The organism is Sphingobium aromaticiconvertens (assembly GCF_037154075.1).
Lineage (GTDB): Bacteria > Pseudomonadota > Alphaproteobacteria > Sphingomonadales > Sphingomonadaceae > Sphingobium > Sphingobium aromaticiconvertens.
Genome location: NZ_JBANRJ010000001.1, coordinates 860,089 through 880,168, shown reverse-complemented (window position 1 = coordinate 880,168; position 20,080 = coordinate 860,089). Strand labels below are relative to the sequence as shown.

Genomic DNA, 20,080 nt, shown 5'->3' with positions numbered 1-20,080 from the left:
CTTACGCACTGGGCACTCACGCACTGGCCCCTCACGCACTGGCCCCTCACGCACTGGCAAAGTCCAGGCCAATGTCAGCGGCAGGCGCAGATTGGGTGAGGCGTCCAACACTGACATAGGTCACTCCCGTTTCCGCGATGGCGTGAATGGTATCGAGCCGGACACCACCCGACGCTTCGGTCGGCACGCGCCCGCCGATCAGGGTCACGGCCCCGCGCAATGTGGGTGGCTTCATATTATCGAGCAAAAGATGGGTCGCACCTGCGTCCAGCGCGGGTTCGATCTGGTCGATACGATCGACTTCTACGATGATCCGGGCGATCCCGGCCTCCACCGCGCGGCGGACGGCCGCGTCGATCGATCCGGCCACCGCAACGTGATTGTCCTTAATCATCGCCGCGTCCCACAGGCCCATGCGATGGTTGGTCGCGCCGCCCATACGGGTTGCATATTTCTCAAGCACGCGCAGGCCCGGAATGGTCTTGCGCGTGTCGAGCAGCGTCGCGCCGGTGCCCAATATCGCATCGACATAGGCGCGGGTCATGGTGGCGATGCCGCTCAGATGCTGAACGGTGTTGAGCGCCGATCGCTCCGCCGTCAGCATGGCGCGCGCCTTGCCCTTCATGCGCAATATGTCCGTGCCCGCCGCGACCCGGTCGCCATCGCGCACCAGCAACTCTATCTCGACATCGGGGTCGAGCGCGCGAAAGAAAGCTGCGGCGATCGGCAGGCCCGCCACCGTCACGGCGTCGCGGCTGTCCATAACGCCTTCGAAGATCGCCGAGGCCGGGATCACCGCTTCGCTCGTAACATCGCGCGCATCGGGACCAAGATCTTCCGCCAGAGTCGCGGCAACGAAAGCGTCGAGGTCGAAGCCCTCCAGCGTGAATGCCTCGCTCATTGTCCCTTACCCCCCAGTTCGCGCGTCAGAAAGGCGTGGAGCAGTGCCGCGCGCACCGCATCCTCGGCATGGTCGGCGCCCACCGAATGCCCCCCTTCGCGATATTCATGATAATAGACGCGGTTGCCATAGTCAGTCAGCTTCGCCGCCATCTTGCGCGCATGGCCGGGATGGACCCGATCATCCTTGGTCGACAGGTAGAAGAAAGCGGGCGGATAGTGCACGCCCTTCTTCACATTCTGATAGGGCGACCATTTGGACAGGAACGCCCAGTCCTCCGGCTTGTCAGGGTCGCCATATTCCGCGACCCAGGACGCGCCCGCCGACAAGTGCGAATAGCGTTTCATATCCTCCAGCGGCGACCCCGCGATCACCGCGCCATAGAGGTCGGGCCGCTGCGTCATTGCCGCGCCGACCAGCACGCCGCCGTTGGAACGACCGGAAATGCCGATCCTGCCCTTGGCGGAGACACCGGCCTTCACCAGATCCTCCGCCACGGCATGAAGGTCGTCGAACGCATTCTGCCGTTTCTCGCGCAGCGCCGCCTGATGCCAGGCCGGGCCATATTCGCCGCCGCCCCGGATGTTGGCGAGGACATAGGCATTGCCGTCCTCAACCCAGAATAAGCCCAGCGGCCCGGCACGATAAGGTTCGGTGGTGAGATAGGTCGGCGTCTGCGCCGCGCGGAAACCGCCATAGGCGTGGATGAGGGCCGGGACCGGGCCGGTCACGCCCTTCTTGCGCGCAAGGAAATAGGGGACGCGGGTGCCGTCCTTCGACGTGGCGAAGCGCTGCTCCACCGTGAACTGGCTGGCATCGAAGCGCGCTGGTAATTGCTGCACCTGCCGGACCGCGCCATCCTTGCCGACCGCCACCAAGGTCGGCGGCAGCAGCATCCCCTCGACCGAGGCGAACGCGATGTCCTGTTTCCCCGCCCCGCCAGCGATATGCACGGTGGCGTTGGCGGGCAGCGTGGCCGCGCGGCTGGTCCATTTACCGGTCGCAGGATCGCGTGTCAGGGCCAGCAGCGTGCCCGACACATCGTCCAGCAGCTTGACCCACAGCCTATGGTCGGTGGCGTGGACATCCTCGATTGCCTGATTTTTCGTTGGGGTCAGGACCGGTTCGGGTGCGCCCGGCCTGCCTGCGGCGATGGCGTCGAGCGACCAGGCGACCAGCGAGCCTGCGGGGATACTGCCCAGCGGTTCATTGAGGGAGGCGATGAGTTGTCCGCCCACGACAGCGCGCATCTCCGCGGTCTGGGGCAGAGGCGTGGGGACGAAACGCCCGTCCGGTGTGCCCAGCCACAATTCATTTGTGTAGAAGGTGAGGCCCCGGTCGATGAAGGTCCAGCGCCTGTCGCCATCCATCTCGGCGCGCGGACCAACGGAGATGTCGCTCACCACCCCTTCCTTGACCAGCGTCGCAGCCGACAGCGGCGTGCCGCGCTTCCAGCGTTTCACCTGCCGGGGATAGCCCGATGCCGTCAGCGTGCCGGTGCCGAAATCGGTCGCGACCAGCAGCGTATCGGCATCGGCCCAAGCGACATTGCTCTTGGCTTCGGGCAGCGCAAAACCGCGCTCCACGAACTGCCCGGTCGACAGGTCGAACTCACGCACCACGTCCGCGTCGGTACCGCCTGGGCTGAGCGAAATCAGGCAGCGTTTGTAGGTCGGCGCAAGGCAGTCCGCGCCATGCCAGACCCAGCTTTTCCCCTCCGCCTTGCCCAGCGCATCGACGTCGATGATCGTCGTCCAGTTGGGCTTGCCCGCGAGATAGGAGGCCAGGTCGCTCGACCGCCAAAGCCCCCGTGGATTTTTTGCGTCGCGCCACAGGTTTGTGACGCGGTCGCCCATCACCGCGTCGGGTGTAGCAATCTGGCTTTCGTCGTCCAAAATTGCCCGCGCGCGCGCCCGATCCGCCTCAAAACGGGGATCGGCGCGCAGCAGCGTGTCGGTTGCCGCATTCCATTTTTCGACCTGTGCAATCGCCTTGCGACCCTCGATCTCCTCAAGCCAGAGATAAGGGTCGTCGGAGGCGGCGGATGCAGGCACAGCAACGGCGATGGCAAGAACCAGCGGCGTCGAGCGGATCAGCGATTTGAGCTTCATGCCCCTGTCGTTAGGCGATCCGAAGCGCCCGCGCCAGACTGATCCTGCACACCCTTAACGCGCGCCCACATCCCCCTGTCCAACCGTGCCGCTGGCCATTTCCAGCATCCGGTCGAGGCTCTTTTTCGCCGCGACGCGCAAGCTTTCGTCCATCTCGATGCGCGGCTGGAGATCGCGCAGCGACAAGTAGAGCTTTTCCATCGTGTTAAGCGCCATATAGGGGCAAATGTTGCAGTTGCAGTTGCCGTCTGCGCCCGGTGCGCCGATGAAATGCTTTTCCGGCACCGCCTTTTCCATCTGGTGGATGATGTGCGGTTCGGTGGCGACGATCAGCGTGTCGCCCGGCATGGTCTTGGCGAAATCGAGGATGCCGCTGGTCGACCCGACATAATCGGCATGATCGACGATATAGGGCGGGCATTCCGGGTGCGCGGCGATCGGCGCATCGGGGTGCTGGACCTTCAATTTCAGCAGTTCGGTTTCGCTGAACGCCTCATGCACGATGCACACCCCCGGCCACAGCAGCATGTCGCGGCCCAGCTTACGCTTCAGATAGCCGCCCAGATGCTTGTCGGGACCGAAGATGATCTTCTGGTCCTTGGGGATCTGCGCAAGGATTTTTTCCGCCGAGGAAGAGGTGACGATGATGTCGGATAGCGCCTTCACCTCGGCCGAGCAGTTGATATAGCTGAGCGCGATGTGATCGGGATGCGCCTCCCGAAACGCCTTGAACTGGGCGGGCGGGCAACTGTCTTCCAGGCTGCATCCGGCGTCCATGTCGGGCAGCACGACGATCTTCTGGGGCGAGAGAATTTTCGCCGTTTCTGCCATGAAACGCACGCCGCAAAAGGCGATGACGTCGGCGTCCGTCTCCGCCGCCTTGCGTGAAAGTTCCAGGCTGTCGCCGACGAAATCGGACAGATCCTGAATCTCCGGGCTTTGATAATAATGGCCCAGGATCACGGCATTGCGCTCCTTGCGCAGCCGGTCGATCTCGGCCCGCAGGTCCGTACCCTTGGGCATCTCTGTCATCGCATTCATGGCACTTCTTCTCCAACTCGCGCCTACCCGCGCGGCAGATTTGCTTATCTATGTTTCGCCAGTACCTGATTGACCGGCGTGGTCACATCCCATTGTTCTGTATTGCGCGCCGGCCGCTCCGAAGGAAAGGTCACGACCACCCGCGTTTCACCATAACCCATTTTCGCCAGCGGCGCGCCAAGCAGACGGCCCAGCGCCTTGCGGCCATTTTCGCGCGCCTGCGCCATCCGCTCGGGCGAGCGGGCGACGGATAGCGCCTTGCCCTGTGCATGGGCGGACGTCCGGCGGCTAAGTTCCTCGCCCGCCTGCCGGGTCACGAACATGCCGCTGGTCCGCACCAGCGTCCGGCGCGCCTCATCGACATTGGGTCGCGCCACAGTCACGTCCGGCGCGTTGACGATCAGCGTCCGCGACCCTTCAATCCATTCCAGATCGTCGGGGCCGATCTTTGACGCATCGATGAAATAGTCGACCGAAAAGGGCATCTTCACCACCTGATCCGACCTCAACCAGCCAAAGCCGCGCACATCGCGCGCCGTGCTCTGGATCGTACCCGACAGTTCGGACACCTTAAGACTGCTGGCGCCCGCGAACCGCTCGGCAATGATCTGGGTGACGGCGCTCCCGTCATCCTCCGTCGTCACAACATAGTCTCGGTCATAGCGTTGCCAGCCGATCCACATTACCAACGCGAAAGCCAGGACGATGCCGATGGCCAGCGCCGCCGGCCAGGCCCTTAGCGCGCGTGCCATCGGCCATCCGCGCCTGCCGCGGCAAGCCCGCGCTGGTCAAGGTCGATGAGGTGGGCGAGGACCGAACGCCCCGCCGCGCCATAAAGGCGGGGATCGACGCCCTTGTACATCTGTTCCACCATCTGCGGAATGGTGACGCCATCCGGCGTGGCGATGTGGCGCAATATCTGGCCTTCGCGCTGTTTGCGGTGGCCCATCATGCCCCGCGCCCAGCGCTGGGGACTGGCGACCGGCTCGCCATGGGCTGGATAATAGACTTTATCATCCCGGTCGATCAGCCGCTGCATGGAGCGCATATAGGCGGCCATATCGCCATCGGGCGGCGATACGACGCTGGTCGACCACCCCATGATATGATCGCCGGTGAACAGCGCGCTTTCCTGCAAAAGCGCAAAGCAGAGATGGTTCGATGTGTGGCCGGGCGTCGCCACCGCCTCCAGCGTCCAGCCCTCCCCCGTCACCTGTTCCCCATCGGTCAAGATCCGGTCTGGGCGATAGCTGGCGTCGAACGCTGCATCCGCGCGTGGCCCGTCATCGTCCAGCGTCAGCGGCGCGCAACCGATGATCGGCGCACCGGTCCGGTCCGCCAGCGGGCGCGCGGCAGGACTATGATCGCGATGCGTATGGGTACACAGGATCGCCACGACGGGCCGCCCGGCAATCGCCGCCGTCAGCGCGTCGAGATGGGCTGGTTCATCCGGGCCGGGATCAATAACTGCCAGCGTATCCGTGCCGACGACATAGGTCTGCGTGCCGGTGTAGGTGAAGGCCGACGGGTTCGGCGCCAGCACGCGACTCACCAGAGGCGACAGGCGCATGCAGATGCCGGTCGGCATGTCGGCCGGATCAAAGGGCGTGTCCATCCTTCCCATGTGCCTATTTTGGCGCATATTTCAAGGGGTGGCGCGGCAGCCTGTCCCTTGGGGATTCCCTTAGGCTTCACCCTGCCCTATCATCGCGCGCATGACGCCCGAGCCTTCCCTGTCCGAACAATGGCGTCGCCATCTGGCGCTCGACCGGCGCCGGTCGATGCATACGGTGCGCGCCTATGTGGCCACCGCTGAGCGTCTGATCGACTTTCTGGGGCAACATCGGGGCGCAGGGGTCACGCGGGCGATGCTGGCGGATCTGGGTCAGGCGGACCTTCGCGCTTTCCTGACCGATCGGCGTATGGACGGCATCGGTAATCTTTCAGCGGCGCGAGAATTGTCGGCCGTGCGCGGTTTTCTGCGCTTTGCGGGTGGCGAAAACGCCCATGTGCCCGTCCTGAAGGGACCACGCGTCAAGCGCGGCCTGCCCCGACCCATATCTCCCGACGAAGCGGTGGCGCTGGCGCAGGATATAGCAGAGACGGCGCGGGAAGACTGGATTGGCGCGCGGGACTGGGCGGTGCTGCTACTGCTCTATGGCGCGGGACTGCGTATTGGCGAGGCGATGGGCCTGACCGGCGACATATTACCGCTGTGCGAGACGATCCGGGTGACGGGCAAGCGCAACAAGACCCGCATCGTGCCGCTGCTTCCGCAAGTTCGCACGGCGATCGAAGCCTATGTCGAGGCCAGTCCCTGGCCGCTGGAGAAGGGGGAAGCCCTGTTCCGGGGCGCGCGCGGCGGGCCGCTGTCGCCTGCGCTCATCCGTCGCGCGGTGCAGGGCGCGCGCGGGCGGCTGGGCCTGTCGGATCGCACCACGCCCCATGCGTTGCGCCACAGTTTCGCGACCCATCTGCTGGGGCGCGGGGCGGACCTGCGCTCGTTGCAGGAACTGCTGGGCCATGCCAGCCTGTCCTCTACCCAGGTCTATACGCAGGTGGATGCGGCGCATTTGCTGGACGTTTATCGCAACGCGCATCCCAGGGCCTGAGGCCATCTTGTCGCCATATTGGCACGCAAAGCTGCGGGCTGATATGTGGGAGACTGGCGATGATGGTCCGCCTGCTGATAAGCCTGCAAAGTGCTGCCGCTGCGGCGGTGCCCATTATTCCTATCGACTATGATCTCCGCAAGACGGCCGCCTCCACCGATACTGGCGGCATCATCGTCACGGGCCGCCGCCTCAGCCAGCGGGTCGAGCGGGAGCCGCTATCCACCGAGCCGCCGCTGGGACGGGCGGAGATCGGTCTGTTCGGCCAGGTGAAGGGCAATATCCACGTCGAAAGCGCAAGCTTTGGCAACGGCACCACGTCCAACCGCGCGATGGTGACGTTCAAAGTGCCCTTTTAGCGCTCATTTGGCGTCGGCTTCCAGGTGAAGAGCCGCCAGAGATAGGCGACGATCGCGCCGACCACGCACAGGGTCGCGACCGGGCCTACATATTTGTCGATCTCACTGAAATGATAACCGAGCAGATAGCCCGCATAGGCGAGCACCAGATTCCAGACCAGGGCACCGGCGGCCGTCCATAACAGGAAGCGTATGGCGCCCATGCGGAAAAGGCCCGCGGGCAACGAGATCATCGTGCGAAACACCGGCAGGAAGCGAAACACGAACACCGCCGCCTGCCCATATTTTTCGAACAATCGGTCCAGCGCCTCGACATCCTTCCATTCCATCGTTGCCCAACGGCCGTAGCGATCGACCACGGGCTTCAGCCGCTCAAACCCCAACAGCCGACCCACCATATACCAGAAATAATTGCCGACCGTAGTGCCCAGCGTGCCGACCAGCAGCAGCAGGCTCATGTCCATATGCCCCTGCCCCACGCGGATGCCACCGATCCCCATGATGAGTTCGGACGGTATGGGCGGGAAGATGTTTTCGAGCACCATCAGCAGGAAAATGCCCCAATATCCACCCGCGTCGATAAGGTTCAGAACCCAGTCGGTCATGGGACAAGGATCATGGAAAGAGCCATGCGGGTCAGGCCGCGACCCGCGCCGCCAGACGTGCGTCGATCGCGTCCCAGATCATGCCGCCCGTGTCGGTTCCGTCGAACGCGTCGATGGAGACGATGCCGGTGGGCGAGGTCACGTTGATTTCGGTCAGCCATTCGCCGCCGATCACGTCTATGCCGACGAACAACAGGCCCCGCGCCTTGAGTTCCGGTCCCATCGCCGCGCAGATTTCGCGTTCCCGGTCCGTCAGTTCGGTCTTCGCCGCCGATCCGCCAACCGCGAGGTTCGAGCGTATCTCTCCCGCACCGGGAATACGGTTGACGGCCCCTGCCACCTCGCCATCCACCAGCACGATACGCTTGTCGCCCTGGGAGACGCCGGGAATGAAGGCCTGAACCATGAAAGGCTCGACCCACGAAGCCTTGAAGAGTTCCACCAGCGCCGAGAGGTTCGCGCCGGACTGCCCCACATGGAAGACCGCATTGCCCGCATTGCCGTAGAGCGGCTTCACCACGATCTCGCCATGCTGCTTGAGGAAGCTTTTCACCTCCTCAAGCTCGCGCGTGATCATGGTCGGCGGCATGAAGCGGGCATAATCGAGTACGAACAGCTTTTCGGGCGCGTTACGGACCGATGCCGGATCATTCACCACCAGCGTTTCTTCCTGCACCCGCTCCAGCATATGGGTGGCAGTGATGTAGGACAGGTCGAAGGGCGGATCCTGCCGCATCAGCACGACATCGACGTCCCGGCCAAGGTCCAGCACTTCGGAGGCGCCAAAGACGAAATGCGCGCCCTCGACCTTTTGCACCTTTACCGGCCGCGCCTTCGCCAGCACCCGGCCGTCGCGATAGGTCAGGTCCGGGGCAAGATAATGGTAGAGGCTGTGCCCCCGCTTCTGAGCCGCCAGCATGATGTGGAAGGTCGAATCGCCCCCGATCTTGATGCCCTCCATCGGGTCCATCTGCACGGCGACGGTCAGGGGATTGAGTACAGTCATGCGCTACGCTCTTTCGACAGGAAGGACGGAAGCGGTCAGCCCCCGTGCCAGACATTGGTCAGATGGCGTGGCGGACGCCCCGGCGCAAGGAGCATGACGTCGATCCGCATATCGTCGCCGGGCCGGGCAAGGTCGTGCCACAATATTTCCGCCGCCGCCGCGACCCGCGCCAGCCGCCGTTCGTCGATCGAAAGGTCCAGCGCTGCGTTGCTGGCGCGCGCCTTCACCTCGACAAAGGCGATCATGCTGCCCCGCCGCGCGACCAGATCGACCTCGCCCAGCGGCGTGCGGGCGCGCCGGGCCAGTATCTGCCAGCCCTTGAGGCGCAGCCACCAGCCGGCGATCCGCTCGGCCTGCCGCCCGCGCTGCTCCGCCTGTTTCCGCGTCATCCTTTTAGTTCCATCGCGCGGGCATAGAGGGTGCGCCGATCGAGGCCGAGCGCCTTGGCGACTTCCCCTGCGGCCTTGGATACCGGCAGGCGGGTCATCGCCTCTTTCAGCGCCGCGTCGGCATCCTCGGCGCTGGCCGGGGGCGCTTCGCCGGGCGGGCCGACGATGACGACGATCTCGCCCCTGGGCGGCGCATTGGCATAGCGAGTGGACAGATCGGCCAGCGTGCCCGTCACCGCCTCCTCGAAGGTCTTGCTGATCTCGCGGCAGATGGCGGCGTCGCGGTTGCCCAGTCCCTGCGCCATGGCGGCCAGACTGTCGGACAGGCGCGGACCGCTCTCGTAGAAGATCAGCGTCGCGCGCAACGCCGCAACCTCGGCCAATATATCGCCCCGCGCCTTCGCCTTGGACGGCAGGAAACCCATGAAAAGGAAACGGTCGGTCGGCAGGCCCGACAGCGTCAGCGCTGCGATCGCCGCGCTGGGACCGGGCAAGGTCGTCACATGCCGCCCCGCCGCGCGCGCGTCACGCACCAGCTTGTAGCCCGGATCGGAAATCAGCGGCGTTCCGGCGTCCGACAGCAGCGCCACCGATTCGCCCGCCATCCGTTCGATCAGCTTCGCGCGCAGCGTGTCCGAACTATGATCATGATAGGGGACCATCGGCCTGTCGGACCCGGCATGGCGCAGCAATTTGGCGCTTACCCGCGTATCTTCTACCGCTATCACGTCAGCGCGACACAGTATCTCGGCCGCCCGCGGGGTGAGGTCACCAAGGTTGCCGATAGGGCCAGCAACGATATAAAGGCCGGGTTCGAGCGCATTTTCCATAAGGACGCCAGATGACAGAGACGGATACCCCACGGCAAGCGGCCATGTTCGTCGGCCCGTTTCTAACAGCAAAACGAGCCGCGCGGATCGCCTTCGCCGCCAGCGCCCTGCTGGTCGCTGCCTGTCAATCGATCGTGCCCAAGGGGACGGGGCCGACCACGCCCAGCGGTCCCGCCCAGCCGACCGGGCCGGACATTGGCCCCGGCCTGCCCACCGATACCGCGCGCAACCGTGTCGCCCTGCTGGTACCGATGTCCGGTCCCAATGCCGGGGTCGGCCAGTCGATCGCCAACGCCACGACATTGGCGCTGCTGGATACGAAGGCGGACAAGGTTCGCATCACCACCTATGACACCAATCTGGGCGCCGCCGCCGCCGCGTCGCGCGCACTGGCGGACGGCAACAAATTGATTCTGGGACCATTGCTGGCGGACGACGCCCGCGCCGTCGGGCCGATCGCCGCCCGCGCCAGCGTACCGGTCATCAGCTTTTCCAACGATGTCAGCGTCGCCGGCAACGGCGTCTACCTGATGGGATACAACCCCAACCAGTCGATCGAGCGCGTCGTCACCTTTGCGCGCGGCAAGGGCCTGTCCCGCTTCGGCGCGCTGGTGCCGCGCGGAACCTATGGCGAGCGGTCGGGCACGGCGCTGTTGCGCGCGGTCGAGCAGGCCGGTGGCACGGTCGTCTCCATGCAGACCTTTGACCGCACGCCCGCGTCGATAACGGCGGCGGTCAAGAAGCTTCAAGGATCATCGAGCTATGACGCGCTGCTGATCGCCGACAGCGGACGGGTGGCCATTCAGGTCGCCCCCATCGTTCGCAAGAATGGCGGCGCAAGTGCGCGGCTGCTGGGTACCGAATTGTGGAATACCGAAAGCGCATTGGCGGCCAGTCCGGCCATGCGCGGGGCCTGGTTCGCCAGCGTCTCGGACGGGCTGTACCGGCAACTCGCCACCAAATATCGCACGCGCTACGGCAATGCCCCCTTCCGCCTCTCATCGCTCGGCTATGACGCGGTGCTGCTGACGGTCCGCATTGCCCGCGACTGGAAGCCGGGCACGGCCTTTCCTACCGCACGCCTGCGTGACAATGGCGGCTTTTCCGGGATAGACGGCGCCTTCCGCTTCGACCGCAATGGCGTTGCCGAGCGCGCGCTGGAAGTGTCCGAAGTCGGCGCCGGTGCCTTCTCCGTCGCTGACCCAGCCCCGCGCGGCTTCGGGGAATAGCTCGCTCCATCGGGTGGGATCGGGCCGCTGGTTCCACTCGATGCCATCTGTGACGCCACTCGCCATCCGCGCAGGAAATGAGCATTGCCATCCGCCTGCCAAAACCCGAAAACTGGGCGACGAACGGATCAAGGGAAACCTCATGACGCCCTGCCTCCAAAGCCCGCAAGGGCCTCCAGCATGAGCGACAATCCGTCAGCCGCACCGGGCCTGACAGAACGTCTGTTCGGACTATCCGCGCGCGGCACCACGGTACGGAAGGAGGCGCTCGCCGGGACGAACACCTTCCTGACGATGGCTTATATCGTCCTGGTCAATCCTGCGATTCCAGGCGAAACCGGAATGGCGGGTGGCTGACCCGATGCGGGCCTATCGCGGCGAGATATTATCGGTGTCCCATGACCCCGCCGGTGCGGGTGACGCGGCGGTCATCCACCAGCCTGACGGGCTGCTGGTGGTCGAAGACGGGCTGGTGCTGGCGCGCGGCGCCTTTGCTGACCTCGCCCCGCGTTTTGCCCCACATTTTGTCAATGCGCCGATCGAACCGCTGCGTGGCCTGATCGTGCCGGGCTTCATCGACACGCACGTCCATTATCCGCAGACCGACCGGATCGCGGCGCATGGCGCGCAACTGCTCGAATGGCTCGACCGCCATATCTTCCCGGCGGAGGCAGCCTTTGCCGACCGCGCCCATGCCGATAGCGTGGCGGCCTTCTTCCTCGATGAGTTACTCCGCAACGGCACGACATCCGCGCTGGTGTTCGCGACCGTGCGTGAGGGGTCGGTCGATGCCCTGTTCGAGGCCGCGCTGGCGCGCAACATGCGGGTCATTTCCGGCAAGATATTGATGGACCGGGGACCGGATTTCCTGCGCGACAGCCTTGCCAGCGGGCGAGCCGAGACGGAAGCGCTGATTGCCCGCTGGCGCGGACGCGGGCGGCTGGGCTATGCCGTGACCCCGCGCTTTGCGCTGACCTCTTCCGACGCGCAACTGGCGGATGCGGGCGCGATCTTGGCGGCCCATCCCGACATATTGATGCAGACGCATCTGGCCGAGAACCGGGGCGAGTGCGCCGCCGTTGCCGCGCGCTTCACCGACGCGCGCGACTATCTCGATGTTTATGACCGGTTCGGGCTGGTCGGATCGCGATCGGTCTTTGCCCATGGCATATATCTGGGCGATCGGGCCATGGCGCGGATGACGCAGGCAGGTGCGGGCGTCGCCATCTGCCCCACCTCCAACTTCTTTCTGGGGTCAGGCTGTTTCGACATGGCGCAGGCCGAAGCGGCGGGCCTGAAACTGGGTCTGGGCACCGATGTTGGCGCGGGCACCAGCTTTTCGCTGCTCCATACGATGGGCGCGGCCTATGCGGCCTGCCAGATGCGCGGCCATAGCCTGGACCCGTTCCGCGCCTTGCATCTGGCGACCACAGGCGGCGCGCGACTGCTGGGGATTGGCGACCGGGTCGGGTCGCTGGCCGAGGGGCAGGAGGCGGATTTCATCGTGCTGGATGAACAGGCAACGCCGCTGCTCGCGCGCCGGACGGCGGGCGCCAGCCTTGCGGAGCGCCTGTTCACCTTGCAGATACTGGGCGATGACCGCGCCGTCGCGCGAACCTATATTGCCGGGACGTTGGCCCACCGGCGTTCCCATTCGTCCATCGGGCAGGAGACAGGATGACGACCCTTGCCGATTTCGCCGCCGCTTTGCCCAAAGCCGAGCTGCATTTGCACATTGAAGGGTCGCTGGAACCCGAACTGATGTTCGCGCTGGCCCAGCGCAACGGCATCGCCCTGTCCTACGCCAGCGTCGAGGAGATTCGCGCCGCCTACAACTTCACGCGGCTACAGGATTTTCTGGACATCTATTATCAGGGCGCGGACGTGCTGCGGACACGGCAGGATTTCCATGATCTGGCCTTCGCTTATGCCGAGCGGGCAGCAGCGGATAGTGTGCGCCATGCCGAGATTTTCTTTGATCCACAGACGCATACCGACCGGGGCATCGATTTTGGCGTAGTGATCGAAGGACTGCATTCGGGTCTGGAGGCCGCGCGCGAGCGGTTCGGCATCACCTCTCGGTTGATCCTTTGCATCCTGCGCCATCTGGATGAAGCAGCAGCCTTCGCAACGCTGGAGGCGGCAAAACCCTGGCTCAACCGGATCGCCGGGATCGGCCTCGATTCCTCGGAGGTCGGACATCCGCCGGAAAAATTCGCACGGGTCTTTGCCGCAGCCGCCGATCTTGGCCTGAAGCGCGTCGCTCATGCGGGTGAGGAAGGGCCGCCCGATTATGTCTGGCAGGCGCTGGACCTGCTGGCGATCGACCGGCTGGACCATGGCAATCGCGCGCTGGAAGACCCGGTGCTGACCGCGCGGCTGGCGCGCGAGGCGATGACGCTGACCGTCTGCCCGCTCTCCAACCTCAAACTCTGCGTGGTCGAAAGCATGGACGCGCATCCGATGCGGCGGATGCTGGATGCGGGATTGCGTGCGACCGTCAATTCCGACGATCCGGCTTATTTCGGCGGCTATGTAAACGACAATTACCGCGCGCTGGCCGCGTCGGGGCAATTGACCCAAGCGGATTTCGTGACGCTGGCACGGAACAGTTTTCTGGGCGCTTTTCTGCCGGATGAGACGATTGCCGCGCATCTGGCTGAACTGGACGCCACCGTCGCGCGGCTGAACGGAGACGTCTCCGCATGAACCGGATCAGGCAGTTTCTCGACCCCTTTCTGATGATCCTGATCGCCACGGTGCTGTTGGCATCCTTCCTGCCCGCGCGGGGACAATGGGCCAGCGTCGCCACTATCGCCGCCGACGCGGGGATCGTGCTGCTATTCTTCCTGCATGGCGCCAAGCTGTCGCGCCAAGCGATCTGGGACGGGGCGCGCGCCTGGAAGTTGCATCTGGCGACGCTGGGAATGACCTTCCTGCTCTTTCCGCTGATCGGCTGGGGCGTGGCCGCCGTGCCGACCATCCCGCCGATGGTCGGCGCGGGGCTGCTGTTCCTCACCCTGCTGCCATCGACCGTTCAGTCGTCCATCGCCTTCACCGCGATCGCGCGGGGCAATGTCGCGGCGGCGGTAGTCAGCGCCTCCTTCTCCAACCTGCTGGGTATTTTCCTGACGCCCCTGCTGGTCACATTATTGATGCATACGACCGCGCCGGGGGGCGGGCTATCGATGAGTGCGGTGGAGGGCATCTTCCTGCAACTGCTGCTGCCGTTCGTGGCCGGGCACCTGCTACGCCCGTTGATCGGCGGCTTTATCGGACGGCATAAGGGGCTGCTGGCGAAGGTTGATCGCACGTCGATCCTGCTGGTCGTCTATACCGCCTTCAGCGCGGCCGTCGTCGAAGGACTGTGGCAGCGTATGTCGTGGGACGAACTGCTGCTGATCGCGGGGCTGTGCGTTGCGATGCTGACGGCGGTGTTGATTTTTAGCTGGGCGCTGGGGCGGACGCTGGGCTTTTCGCGCGAGGACCGGATCGTCCTGCAATTTTGTGGATCGAAAAAGAGCCTGGCGTCGGGCGTGCCGATGGCGGGCGTGTTGTTCCCCGCCGCCATGGTCGGGCCGATCATCCTGCCGTTGATGCTGTTCCACCAGATCCAGTTGATGGCCTGCGCCCTGCTGGCGCGCCACTATGCCGCGCAGGCGGAGCGGGATGCGATTTCCGATTCCGGGATCGTCCCGGCTATAGCATCCCCTCCTGCCCGATAACGGACGATTCGCCTGTGACACAGCCGACCCTGACCTATGTCTCCTTCGACGATTTCGTGGCCGATGTGATGACGCTGGCGAAGGCGCTGCGCGCGTCGCCCTTCAAGCCCGACTTCATCATCGGCATTGGTCGTGGCGGCCTGGTCCCCGGCACTTTCCTGAGCCACGCGACAGGCTGCCCGATGCTGTCGGTCGATTATTCGACCAAAGTGCCGGATTTCTCCGACGACCTGCTGGTGAAACTGGCGCAGCGGAGTGCGGCGGGCGAGAAATTGCTGTTCATCGACGACATCAACGACACGGGCCGCACCATACAGGCGCTGCGGCAGGCGCTGTTGCAGGATGGGGCGGACGAGGGGAATATCCGCTTCGCCATGTTGATCGACAATATCCGGTCGGTCGAGCGGGTGGATTTCAGCGCGCGGCAGATCGACCGGGACATTACCAAGGACTGGTTCGTCTTCCCCTGGGAGGCCGTTGCAGAAATCCATGCCATCATCGAGGATTCGCAGGCGGTGCCGGAGCGGACTCTATAGGCTCCGCCTGAGAACATATTCTAGAAGCGGCGGTGATCCTGCCCGTCGATCAGGTCGCACGTACCGCGAAAACCATAGTCCGACATCCCCTGGATCGTCACCCGGCCACTGCGCCTGTCAATCTGTACGCGGGGCTTGTTGAGACCGTTGAGCCGGTAGGTGGCGGTAATCCGGTCCGGCCCGGACGCAACGTCCTGAAGATCCCACCAGCCTTCGGACCCGCGCGAATGGATCGGCGGGATCAGCTTGCGCGGCAGGCGGATGCGGCCACCCCCATCCCATATCTGGATCATCACCGAAGCGTCGAAATCCTCCGTCGCCAGCTCCGTCCGGTTGCCATAGTCGTAGCGATCACGCCGCTCATTCCAGGTCCAGCCATAGCGGGTCGCCAGTTGGGGACGACGCCCATCGCCGAAGCAGACGAGGCCAAGGTCGATCGCGCCGCCATAGGCTTGCGGAGTGCCCCGCCCCTCCTCGTAGCGCCCATCCACTGCCGCGGGCCGCGCCGCCGCTTTGCCGCAATCGGGCGCCGGCGTCGTGACGATCGAGGCGAAGCGCCCCTCCATCGTCGCCACCGACACGCATTGATGCTGCACGGCGTTCCACCAATAGCCCCATTTGCGATCGTCGCCCGTTGTTCCCCGGACATAGACATAGCCACGCGCCTGCATCTGGGTTTCGCCGCCCGGCGCGCGTGCGCCTTCCAGATCGCTGAGGGCGGGCGGGGTCTGCGCCTGTGCAACCCCGATCATGCTCGATGCCGCGGCGAAAAGAATGAGCGCGGAACGGAAACGGCGCATGACGGGCACTCCCCTGTTGGTGTGGTCCCGACTCATATACGGGGGACGACAGAACTCCCATAGTAACCGCGTCAGAGCGCGAACAGATACAGAAGTGGAATATGGACAGCGAGGGATTCGACCATGGCGATGCTGGCCTGGCCAAAGCCAACGAACAGCCGCCGGTCGAGTTTTCGCGCAAACCATAGCGACTGCACCAGCCCATAGCTGATCAAGGCGCCCAGGATCAGCGCCAGTCCGACAAGAGGCGCCAGCGGGACGCCATAGTCACGCATGAACACCGAACCGATGCTGAGGGCAAGCGAGAATGGCGCGACAAGGAAGCATTGGGCGTAGAAGGGCGCCTTAAGGGTTGCGCGATCCAGGGGGTCATGCCGGGCGCGTACCAGCCGGGTCGCGAAGATGATGGGAAAGACGCTGAAGACGATCAGGCGCAGCAGCAACAGCGAGCCGTTGTCGTTGACCAGTCCCGCCAGACCATGATGATCGCCGACGATCGGATTGTCACCGACGACCGCCAGTTCCAAAGCATGCGAGATCAGAAGTGCGATCACCAGGAACAGCGGCGGGCTGAGGACGCGGGTGAATTGTTCATCATCAGGCTTTTGCAGTTCGGCTTCGGTAGCCTCCATGATCGCCAGCGGGTGGCGCAAGGCCTTCCAGAGCGTCACCGGGAAAAAGACGATCCAGCTAATGACCTCGAACAGCAATTCGTCGAGCGAGTTCAGCCATTGCATGAAGTTCATCGGATAATGGGCCTCTCGTCCGTGCCGGGATGTTCAGGCTTATAGAGCGTGAAGACTGGTGTCGACGGAACGCTATGCGGCTGCGTTGTTGCGACCTTCCTCCAAGGGGGCTAGTCATCCATCCCATGTCCACGACCTTCACCATCGACACCGCGACCAGCCGCGCCAATCCCACCCCTGCTCCGATGAAGCGGCTGACCGTGCCCGCGATCCAGCGCCGCAAGTTCGAGGGGAAGACGGCGGAACCGCTGGTGATGCTGACCGCCTATACCGCGCGGCAGGCGCAATTGCTGGACCCGCATTGCGACATGTTGCTGGTCGGCGATTCGCTGGGACAAGTGATCTATGGCTTGCCCTCCACGCTGGCGGTGACGCTGGACATGATGTGCGCGCATGGCGCGGCGGTCGTGCGGGGCAGCTATCACAGCGTCGTTTTGGTCGACATGCCATTCGGCTGTTACGAGGCATCGCCGCAGGCAGCCTTTGCCAGCGCCAGCCGGATTCTGGCCGAAACCGGCTGCGCGGCGGTAAAGCTGGAGGGGGGCGAGGCGATGGCCGAAACCATCTCTTTCCTCAGCAAACGCGGCATTCCGGTAATGGCCCATGTCGGGCTGACCCCGCAGGCCGTAAACGCGCTGGGCGGCTATGGCGCGCGCGGCAAGAGCCAGGAAGAACATGCCCGGATCATGGCGGACGCCCGCGCCGTCGCGCAGGCGGGTGCCTTCGCCGTGGTGCTGGAAGGCGTGATGGAGGAGCTGGCGGTAGCGATTACCGACAGTCTGGACATCCCCGTGATCGGCATTGGCGCGTCGGCCCATTGCGACGGACAGGTGCTGGTGACGGAAGATATGCTGGGCATGTTCGACCGGGTTCCGCGCTTCGTCAAACGCTATGAAGCGATCGGCGAAACCATCGAAGGAGCGGCGGAACGCTACGCCGCCGAAGTCAGGACACGGCAGTTCCCGACCGAAGATCAGGTTTATCGCCCCAAAAAGTGATTTGCCTATGGCCCCCGCGCGCCCTAATGGTCGCGCCTGATTGCCCTGATTGTGTCTGGAGAATGTCGTGGCCCTGACGCCGCAAAATAGCGAAGCCTTCATGCGCGAAGTCGATGACGCTGTCCGTCAGGACCAGCTTGCGACCTTCTGGGAGCGCTATGGCCGCTGGGTCTTTGGCGCGGTGATTGTTGGCCTCGCGCTGTTCGGCGCCTGGCTTTACTGGCAGCACTACAGCAAGCAACAGTCCGATGCCGTGTCCGAACAATTCGCCAAGGTGCTGGACGGTGCGAACGGTGGCGGCACGCCCGACGCCAAGGCGCTGGACGCCTTGACGCAGACGAGCCAACCGGGCTTTGCCGCGTCGGCGCAACTGGTGAAGGCCGGGACCGCCGCACGCAAGGGCGACACCAAGGGGGCAATCGCCGCCTACAAGGCGATGGCCGCCGATACCAAGCTCGACCAGCCCTATCGCGATCTGGCGCTCATTCGCCAGTCCGCGCTGGAGTTCGACACCCTAGCGCCGCAACAGATCGTCGACCGGCTGAAACCGCTAGCGATCGAGGGTGCGCCCTGGTTCGGCAGCGCCGGGGAGATGACGGCAATCGCCTATATGAAGTTGCGCAAGCCAGACCTGGCCGGCCCGATCTTCGCGGCGATCGCCAAGGATGACAATGCGCCCCCGTCGATCCGTTCACGCGCGCGACAGATGGCAGGACTATTGGGGATCGATGCGGTGGAAGTACCCGTCGAACCGACTGAGGGATAAGAGCGAGTGGCGATGCAGAGAATGACAACATCCGTGGCCCTGCGCCGCGCCGTGACGGCCGCCGCGATCATCGGGCTGCTGTCGGGCTGTGGCATCGTCGGTGGCAAGAAGGGCGGACCCAAGACCCCGGTCGTGGGCAAGCGCGTCTCCATCCTGTCGAATGAACAGGGCGTAGAGGTCGATCCGGCGATTGCCGATGTGCCGGTGACGCTGCCAGAACCGCTCGCCAATGAGGAATGGTCGCAACCGGGCGGTGATCCGTCCAAGGCGATGGGCCATCCCGCGCTGGGCGCTTCGCCCGCGCAGGTGTGGAGCGCCGGGATCGCGGGCAGCAAGCCGCAGGCGCGGCTGGCCGCATCCCCGGTCATATCGGGCGGCAAGCTGTTCGTCATCGACGCGGATGCAAAGATCAATGCCTTCGACGCAGCCAGCGGCGCGAAGCTGTGGCAGACGCCCCTGCCCGCCGAGGGCAATGGCCGCGCGCTGTTCGGCGGCGGCGTCAGCGTGTTGGGCGACAAGTTGTTCGCCAGCACCGGCATTGGCGACGTCGCATCGCTCAATGTGGCGGACGGGTCGATCGTGTGGAAAAAGCGTCCCGGCGGCCCGCTGCGTGGCGCGCCGACAATCGCCAATGGCCATATCTATGTGATGAGCCAGGACAACCAGATTTTTGCCCTGTCGCAGGTGGACGGCGCGGTTCAGTGGACCGACAGCGGCACGCTCCAGACCACCGGCGTGTTCGGCGTGGCCGCCCCGGCGGCGGCACAGGGCACGGTAATCGCGGGCTATAGCTCGGGCGAACTCAACGCCTATCGCTACGAAAATGGCCGGACGCTGTGGGGCGATGCCTTGTCGCGCACGAGCATCTCCACTGCCGTCGCATCGCTGACCGACATCGACGCCGATCCGGTGATCGACCGGGGCCGGGTCTTCGCCATCGGTCAGGGTGGCCGCATGGCTTCCTACGAACTGGTGAGCGGCCAGCGCCTTTGGGAAATCAACATCGCGGGCATCTCCACCCCCTGGGTGGCGGGCGAGTGGGTGTTCGTCGTCACCAGCGAGGCCAAGCTGCTGTGCGTCGCACGCGCCACCGGCAAGATTCGCTGGATCAGCGACCTTGGCCGCTGGAAGAGCGCGAAGAAAAAGAAGGACGCGGTCCGCTGGACCGGGCCGGTACTGGCGGGCGGACGCCTGATCGTGGTATCGACGCGGGGTGAACTCGAATATGTGGACCCGGCGACCGGCACCATGCAGGCGAAGGTGGACATGAACAAGTCGATGTCGCTGTCACCCGTGGTCGCCAACAACATACTGTATCTGCTGGCCGATGACGGTAAGCTGACGGCGCTGCGCTAAAAGCGATTTTCCGTCGGATGGCTTCATCCGGCGATTCGAAAATCGGTGCGAACAAGAGAATCCAGCCTCT

The 20,080-nt window shown here is 64.5% G+C and carries 21 protein-coding genes and 1 pseudogene; 11 read left to right on the top strand and 11 right to left on the bottom strand.

Going from position 1 to position 20,080, the window contains the following annotated elements:
• Nucleotides 1-46: 46 nt before the first annotated feature.
• The 5 genes from nadC to WFR25_RS04360 are packed head-to-tail and all read right to left on the bottom strand — an operon-like array spanning nucleotide 47 to nucleotide 5,668.
• The gene (gene nadC, locus WFR25_RS04380; protein ID WP_336968898.1) at nucleotides 47-901 is read right to left on the bottom strand and encodes a carboxylating nicotinate-nucleotide diphosphorylase; all 855 of its coding nucleotides are present in this window, start codon (nucleotides 899-901) and stop codon (nucleotides 47-49) included.
• Nucleotides 898-3,012, bottom strand: a complete 2,115-nt coding sequence (locus WFR25_RS04375; RefSeq protein WP_336968897.1) for a prolyl oligopeptidase family serine peptidase — start codon at nucleotides 3,010-3,012, stop codon at nucleotides 898-900. The genes nadC and WFR25_RS04375 overlap by 4 nt, the downstream gene beginning before the upstream one ends.
• Nucleotides 3,013-3,066: 54 nt before the next feature.
• Entirely contained in the window at nucleotides 3,067-4,053 is a 987-nt protein-coding gene (gene nadA, locus WFR25_RS04370) for a quinolinate synthase NadA (protein WP_336968896.1), read from the bottom strand.
• 44 nt (nucleotides 4,054-4,097) lie between these two features.
• Complete coding sequence (locus tag WFR25_RS04365) at nucleotides 4,098-4,805, bottom strand: DUF4230 domain-containing protein (protein WP_336968894.1); 708 nt, start codon at nucleotides 4,803-4,805, stop codon at nucleotides 4,098-4,100.
• A complete protein-coding gene (locus WFR25_RS04360; protein WP_336968893.1) occupies nucleotides 4,790-5,668 on the bottom strand; it encodes an MBL fold metallo-hydrolase in 879 nt (292 codons plus the stop codon). The genes WFR25_RS04365 and WFR25_RS04360 overlap by 16 nt, the downstream gene beginning before the upstream one ends.
• A gap of 100 nt (nucleotides 5,669-5,768) precedes the next feature.
• Between WFR25_RS04360 and WFR25_RS04355 the strand changes: the two genes are divergently transcribed.
• Both WFR25_RS04355 and WFR25_RS04350 read left to right on the top strand, forming a co-directional pair.
• The gene (locus WFR25_RS04355; protein WP_336968891.1) at nucleotides 5,769-6,665 is read left to right on the top strand and encodes a tyrosine recombinase XerC; all 897 of its coding nucleotides are present in this window, start codon (nucleotides 5,769-5,771) and stop codon (nucleotides 6,663-6,665) included.
• Between the two features lie 59 nt (nucleotides 6,666-6,724).
• Entirely contained in the window at nucleotides 6,725-7,024 is a 300-nt protein-coding gene (locus tag WFR25_RS04350) for a hypothetical protein (RefSeq protein ID WP_336968889.1), read from the top strand.
• Here WFR25_RS04350 and WFR25_RS04345 read toward each other — a convergent pair.
• From WFR25_RS04345 to rsmI, 4 genes are read right to left on the bottom strand one after another with little or no spacing between them, the layout of a single operon-like run.
• Nucleotides 7,021-7,629, bottom strand: a complete 609-nt coding sequence (locus tag WFR25_RS04345; RefSeq protein ID WP_336968886.1) for a DedA family protein — start codon at nucleotides 7,627-7,629, stop codon at nucleotides 7,021-7,023. The genes WFR25_RS04350 and WFR25_RS04345 overlap by 4 nt on opposite strands.
• A 31-nt stretch (nucleotides 7,630-7,660) precedes the next feature.
• On the bottom strand, nucleotides 7,661-8,635 hold the full coding sequence (gene gshB / locus WFR25_RS04340; protein ID WP_336968885.1) for a glutathione synthase: 975 nt from the start codon (nucleotides 8,633-8,635) through the stop codon (nucleotides 7,661-7,663).
• 35 nt (nucleotides 8,636-8,670) lie between these two features.
• Nucleotides 8,671-9,024: a YraN family protein gene (locus WFR25_RS04335; protein ID WP_336968883.1), complete on the bottom strand. Its 354-nt coding sequence runs from the start codon at nucleotides 9,022-9,024 to the stop codon at nucleotides 8,671-8,673.
• Nucleotides 9,021-9,854: a 16S rRNA (cytidine(1402)-2'-O)-methyltransferase gene (rsmI, locus tag WFR25_RS04330; protein ID WP_336968882.1), complete on the bottom strand. Its 834-nt coding sequence runs from the start codon at nucleotides 9,852-9,854 to the stop codon at nucleotides 9,021-9,023. Before rsmI ends, WFR25_RS04335 begins: the two co-directional genes overlap by 4 nt.
• A gap of 11 nt (nucleotides 9,855-9,865) precedes the next feature.
• Here rsmI and WFR25_RS04325 point away from each other — a divergent pair, with 11 nt between their 5' ends.
• The 6 genes and pseudogenes from WFR25_RS04325 to WFR25_RS04300 all read left to right on the top strand — a co-directional run bounded on the left by WFR25_RS04325 (nucleotide 9,866) and on the right by WFR25_RS04300 (nucleotide 15,344).
• On the top strand, nucleotides 9,866-11,083 hold the full coding sequence (locus WFR25_RS04325) for a penicillin-binding protein activator (RefSeq protein WP_419723140.1): 1,218 nt from the start codon (nucleotides 9,866-9,868) through the stop codon (nucleotides 11,081-11,083).
• A gap of 180 nt (nucleotides 11,084-11,263) precedes the next feature.
• Nucleotides 11,264-11,428 (top strand): annotated as a pseudogene (locus WFR25_RS04320) (NCS2 family permease); the annotation flags it as partial.
• A gap of 16 nt (nucleotides 11,429-11,444) precedes the next feature.
• Nucleotides 11,445-12,764, top strand: coding sequence for a guanine deaminase (gene guaD / locus WFR25_RS04315; protein ID WP_336974660.1), 1,320 nt, complete (start codon nucleotides 11,445-11,447; stop codon nucleotides 12,762-12,764).
• Entirely contained in the window at nucleotides 12,761-13,792 is a 1,032-nt protein-coding gene (locus WFR25_RS04310) for an adenosine deaminase (RefSeq protein WP_336968880.1), read from the top strand. Before guaD ends, WFR25_RS04310 begins: the two co-directional genes overlap by 4 nt.
• On the top strand, nucleotides 13,789-14,808 hold the full coding sequence (locus WFR25_RS04305) for a bile acid:sodium symporter family protein (RefSeq protein WP_336968877.1): 1,020 nt from the start codon (nucleotides 13,789-13,791) through the stop codon (nucleotides 14,806-14,808). Before WFR25_RS04310 ends, WFR25_RS04305 begins: the two co-directional genes overlap by 4 nt.
• 14 nt (nucleotides 14,809-14,822) lie before the next feature.
• Entirely contained in the window at nucleotides 14,823-15,344 is a 522-nt protein-coding gene (locus WFR25_RS04300; RefSeq protein ID WP_336968874.1) for a phosphoribosyltransferase, read from the top strand.
• A gap of 20 nt (nucleotides 15,345-15,364) precedes the next feature.
• Here WFR25_RS04300 and WFR25_RS04295 read toward each other — a convergent pair whose 3' ends face one another.
• A complete protein-coding gene (locus WFR25_RS04295) occupies nucleotides 15,365-16,144 on the bottom strand; it encodes a hypothetical protein (protein ID WP_336968872.1) in 780 nt (259 codons plus the stop codon).
• 71 nt (nucleotides 16,145-16,215) lie between these two features.
• Nucleotides 16,216-16,890, bottom strand: coding sequence for a hypothetical protein (locus WFR25_RS04290; protein WP_336968869.1), 675 nt, complete (start codon nucleotides 16,888-16,890; stop codon nucleotides 16,216-16,218).
• A 125-nt stretch (nucleotides 16,891-17,015) separates the two neighbouring features.
• Here WFR25_RS04290 and panB point away from each other — a divergent pair, with 125 nt between their 5' ends.
• The 3 genes from panB (at nucleotide 17,016) to WFR25_RS04275 (ending at nucleotide 20,010) form a co-directional block, all read left to right on the top strand.
• Nucleotides 17,016-17,888: a 3-methyl-2-oxobutanoate hydroxymethyltransferase gene (gene panB / locus WFR25_RS04285; protein WP_336968868.1), complete on the top strand. Its 873-nt coding sequence runs from the start codon at nucleotides 17,016-17,018 to the stop codon at nucleotides 17,886-17,888.
• Nucleotides 17,889-17,955: 67 nt separating this feature from the next.
• A complete protein-coding gene (locus WFR25_RS04280) occupies nucleotides 17,956-18,654 on the top strand; it encodes a tetratricopeptide repeat protein (RefSeq protein WP_336968865.1) in 699 nt (232 codons plus the stop codon).
• A gap of 21 nt (nucleotides 18,655-18,675) precedes the next feature.
• A complete protein-coding gene (locus tag WFR25_RS04275) occupies nucleotides 18,676-20,010 on the top strand; it encodes an outer membrane protein assembly factor BamB family protein (RefSeq protein WP_336968863.1) in 1,335 nt (444 codons plus the stop codon).
• Nucleotides 20,011-20,080: the final 70 nt, after the last annotated feature.

Excerpts from the sequence above, each read along its gene's own strand:
- nadC (WP_336968898.1), bottom strand. The coding sequence starts at position 901 with ATGAGCGAGGCATTCACGCTGGAGGGCTTCGACCTCGACGCTTTCGTT.
- WFR25_RS04375 (WP_336968897.1), bottom strand. The coding sequence starts at position 3,012 with ATGAAGCTCAAATCGCTGATCCGCTCGACGCCGCTGGTTCTTGCCATC.
- nadA (WP_336968896.1), bottom strand. The coding sequence starts at position 4,053 with ATGAATGCGATGACAGAGATGCCCAAGGGTACGGACCTGCGGGCCGAG.
- WFR25_RS04365 (WP_336968894.1), bottom strand. The coding sequence starts at position 4,805 with ATGGCACGCGCGCTAAGGGCCTGGCCGGCGGCGCTGGCCATCGGCATC.
- WFR25_RS04360 (WP_336968893.1), bottom strand. The coding sequence starts at position 5,668 with ATGGACACGCCCTTTGATCCGGCCGACATGCCGACCGGCATCTGCATG.
- WFR25_RS04355 (WP_336968891.1), top strand. The coding sequence starts at position 5,769 with ATGACGCCCGAGCCTTCCCTGTCCGAACAATGGCGTCGCCATCTGGCG.
- WFR25_RS04350 (WP_336968889.1), top strand. The coding sequence starts at position 6,725 with ATGATGGTCCGCCTGCTGATAAGCCTGCAAAGTGCTGCCGCTGCGGCG.
- WFR25_RS04345 (WP_336968886.1), bottom strand. The coding sequence starts at position 7,629 with ATGACCGACTGGGTTCTGAACCTTATCGACGCGGGTGGATATTGGGGC.
- gshB (WP_336968885.1), bottom strand. The coding sequence starts at position 8,635 with ATGACTGTACTCAATCCCCTGACCGTCGCCGTGCAGATGGACCCGATG.
- WFR25_RS04335 (WP_336968883.1), bottom strand. The coding sequence starts at position 9,024 with ATGACGCGGAAACAGGCGGAGCAGCGCGGGCGGCAGGCCGAGCGGATC.
- rsmI (WP_336968882.1), bottom strand. The coding sequence starts at position 9,854 with ATGGAAAATGCGCTCGAACCCGGCCTTTATATCGTTGCTGGCCCTATC.
- WFR25_RS04325 (WP_419723140.1), top strand. The coding sequence starts at position 9,866 with ATGACAGAGACGGATACCCCACGGCAAGCGGCCATGTTCGTCGGCCCG.
- guaD (WP_336974660.1), top strand. The coding sequence starts at position 11,445 with ATGCGGGCCTATCGCGGCGAGATATTATCGGTGTCCCATGACCCCGCC.
- WFR25_RS04310 (WP_336968880.1), top strand. The coding sequence starts at position 12,761 with ATGACGACCCTTGCCGATTTCGCCGCCGCTTTGCCCAAAGCCGAGCTG.
- WFR25_RS04305 (WP_336968877.1), top strand. The coding sequence starts at position 13,789 with ATGAACCGGATCAGGCAGTTTCTCGACCCCTTTCTGATGATCCTGATC.
- WFR25_RS04295 (WP_336968872.1), bottom strand. The coding sequence starts at position 16,144 with ATGCGCCGTTTCCGTTCCGCGCTCATTCTTTTCGCCGCGGCATCGAGC.
- WFR25_RS04290 (WP_336968869.1), bottom strand. The coding sequence starts at position 16,890 with ATGAACTTCATGCAATGGCTGAACTCGCTCGACGAATTGCTGTTCGAG.
- panB (WP_336968868.1), top strand. The coding sequence starts at position 17,016 with ATGTCCACGACCTTCACCATCGACACCGCGACCAGCCGCGCCAATCCC.
- WFR25_RS04275 (WP_336968863.1), top strand. The coding sequence starts at position 18,676 with ATGACAACATCCGTGGCCCTGCGCCGCGCCGTGACGGCCGCCGCGATC.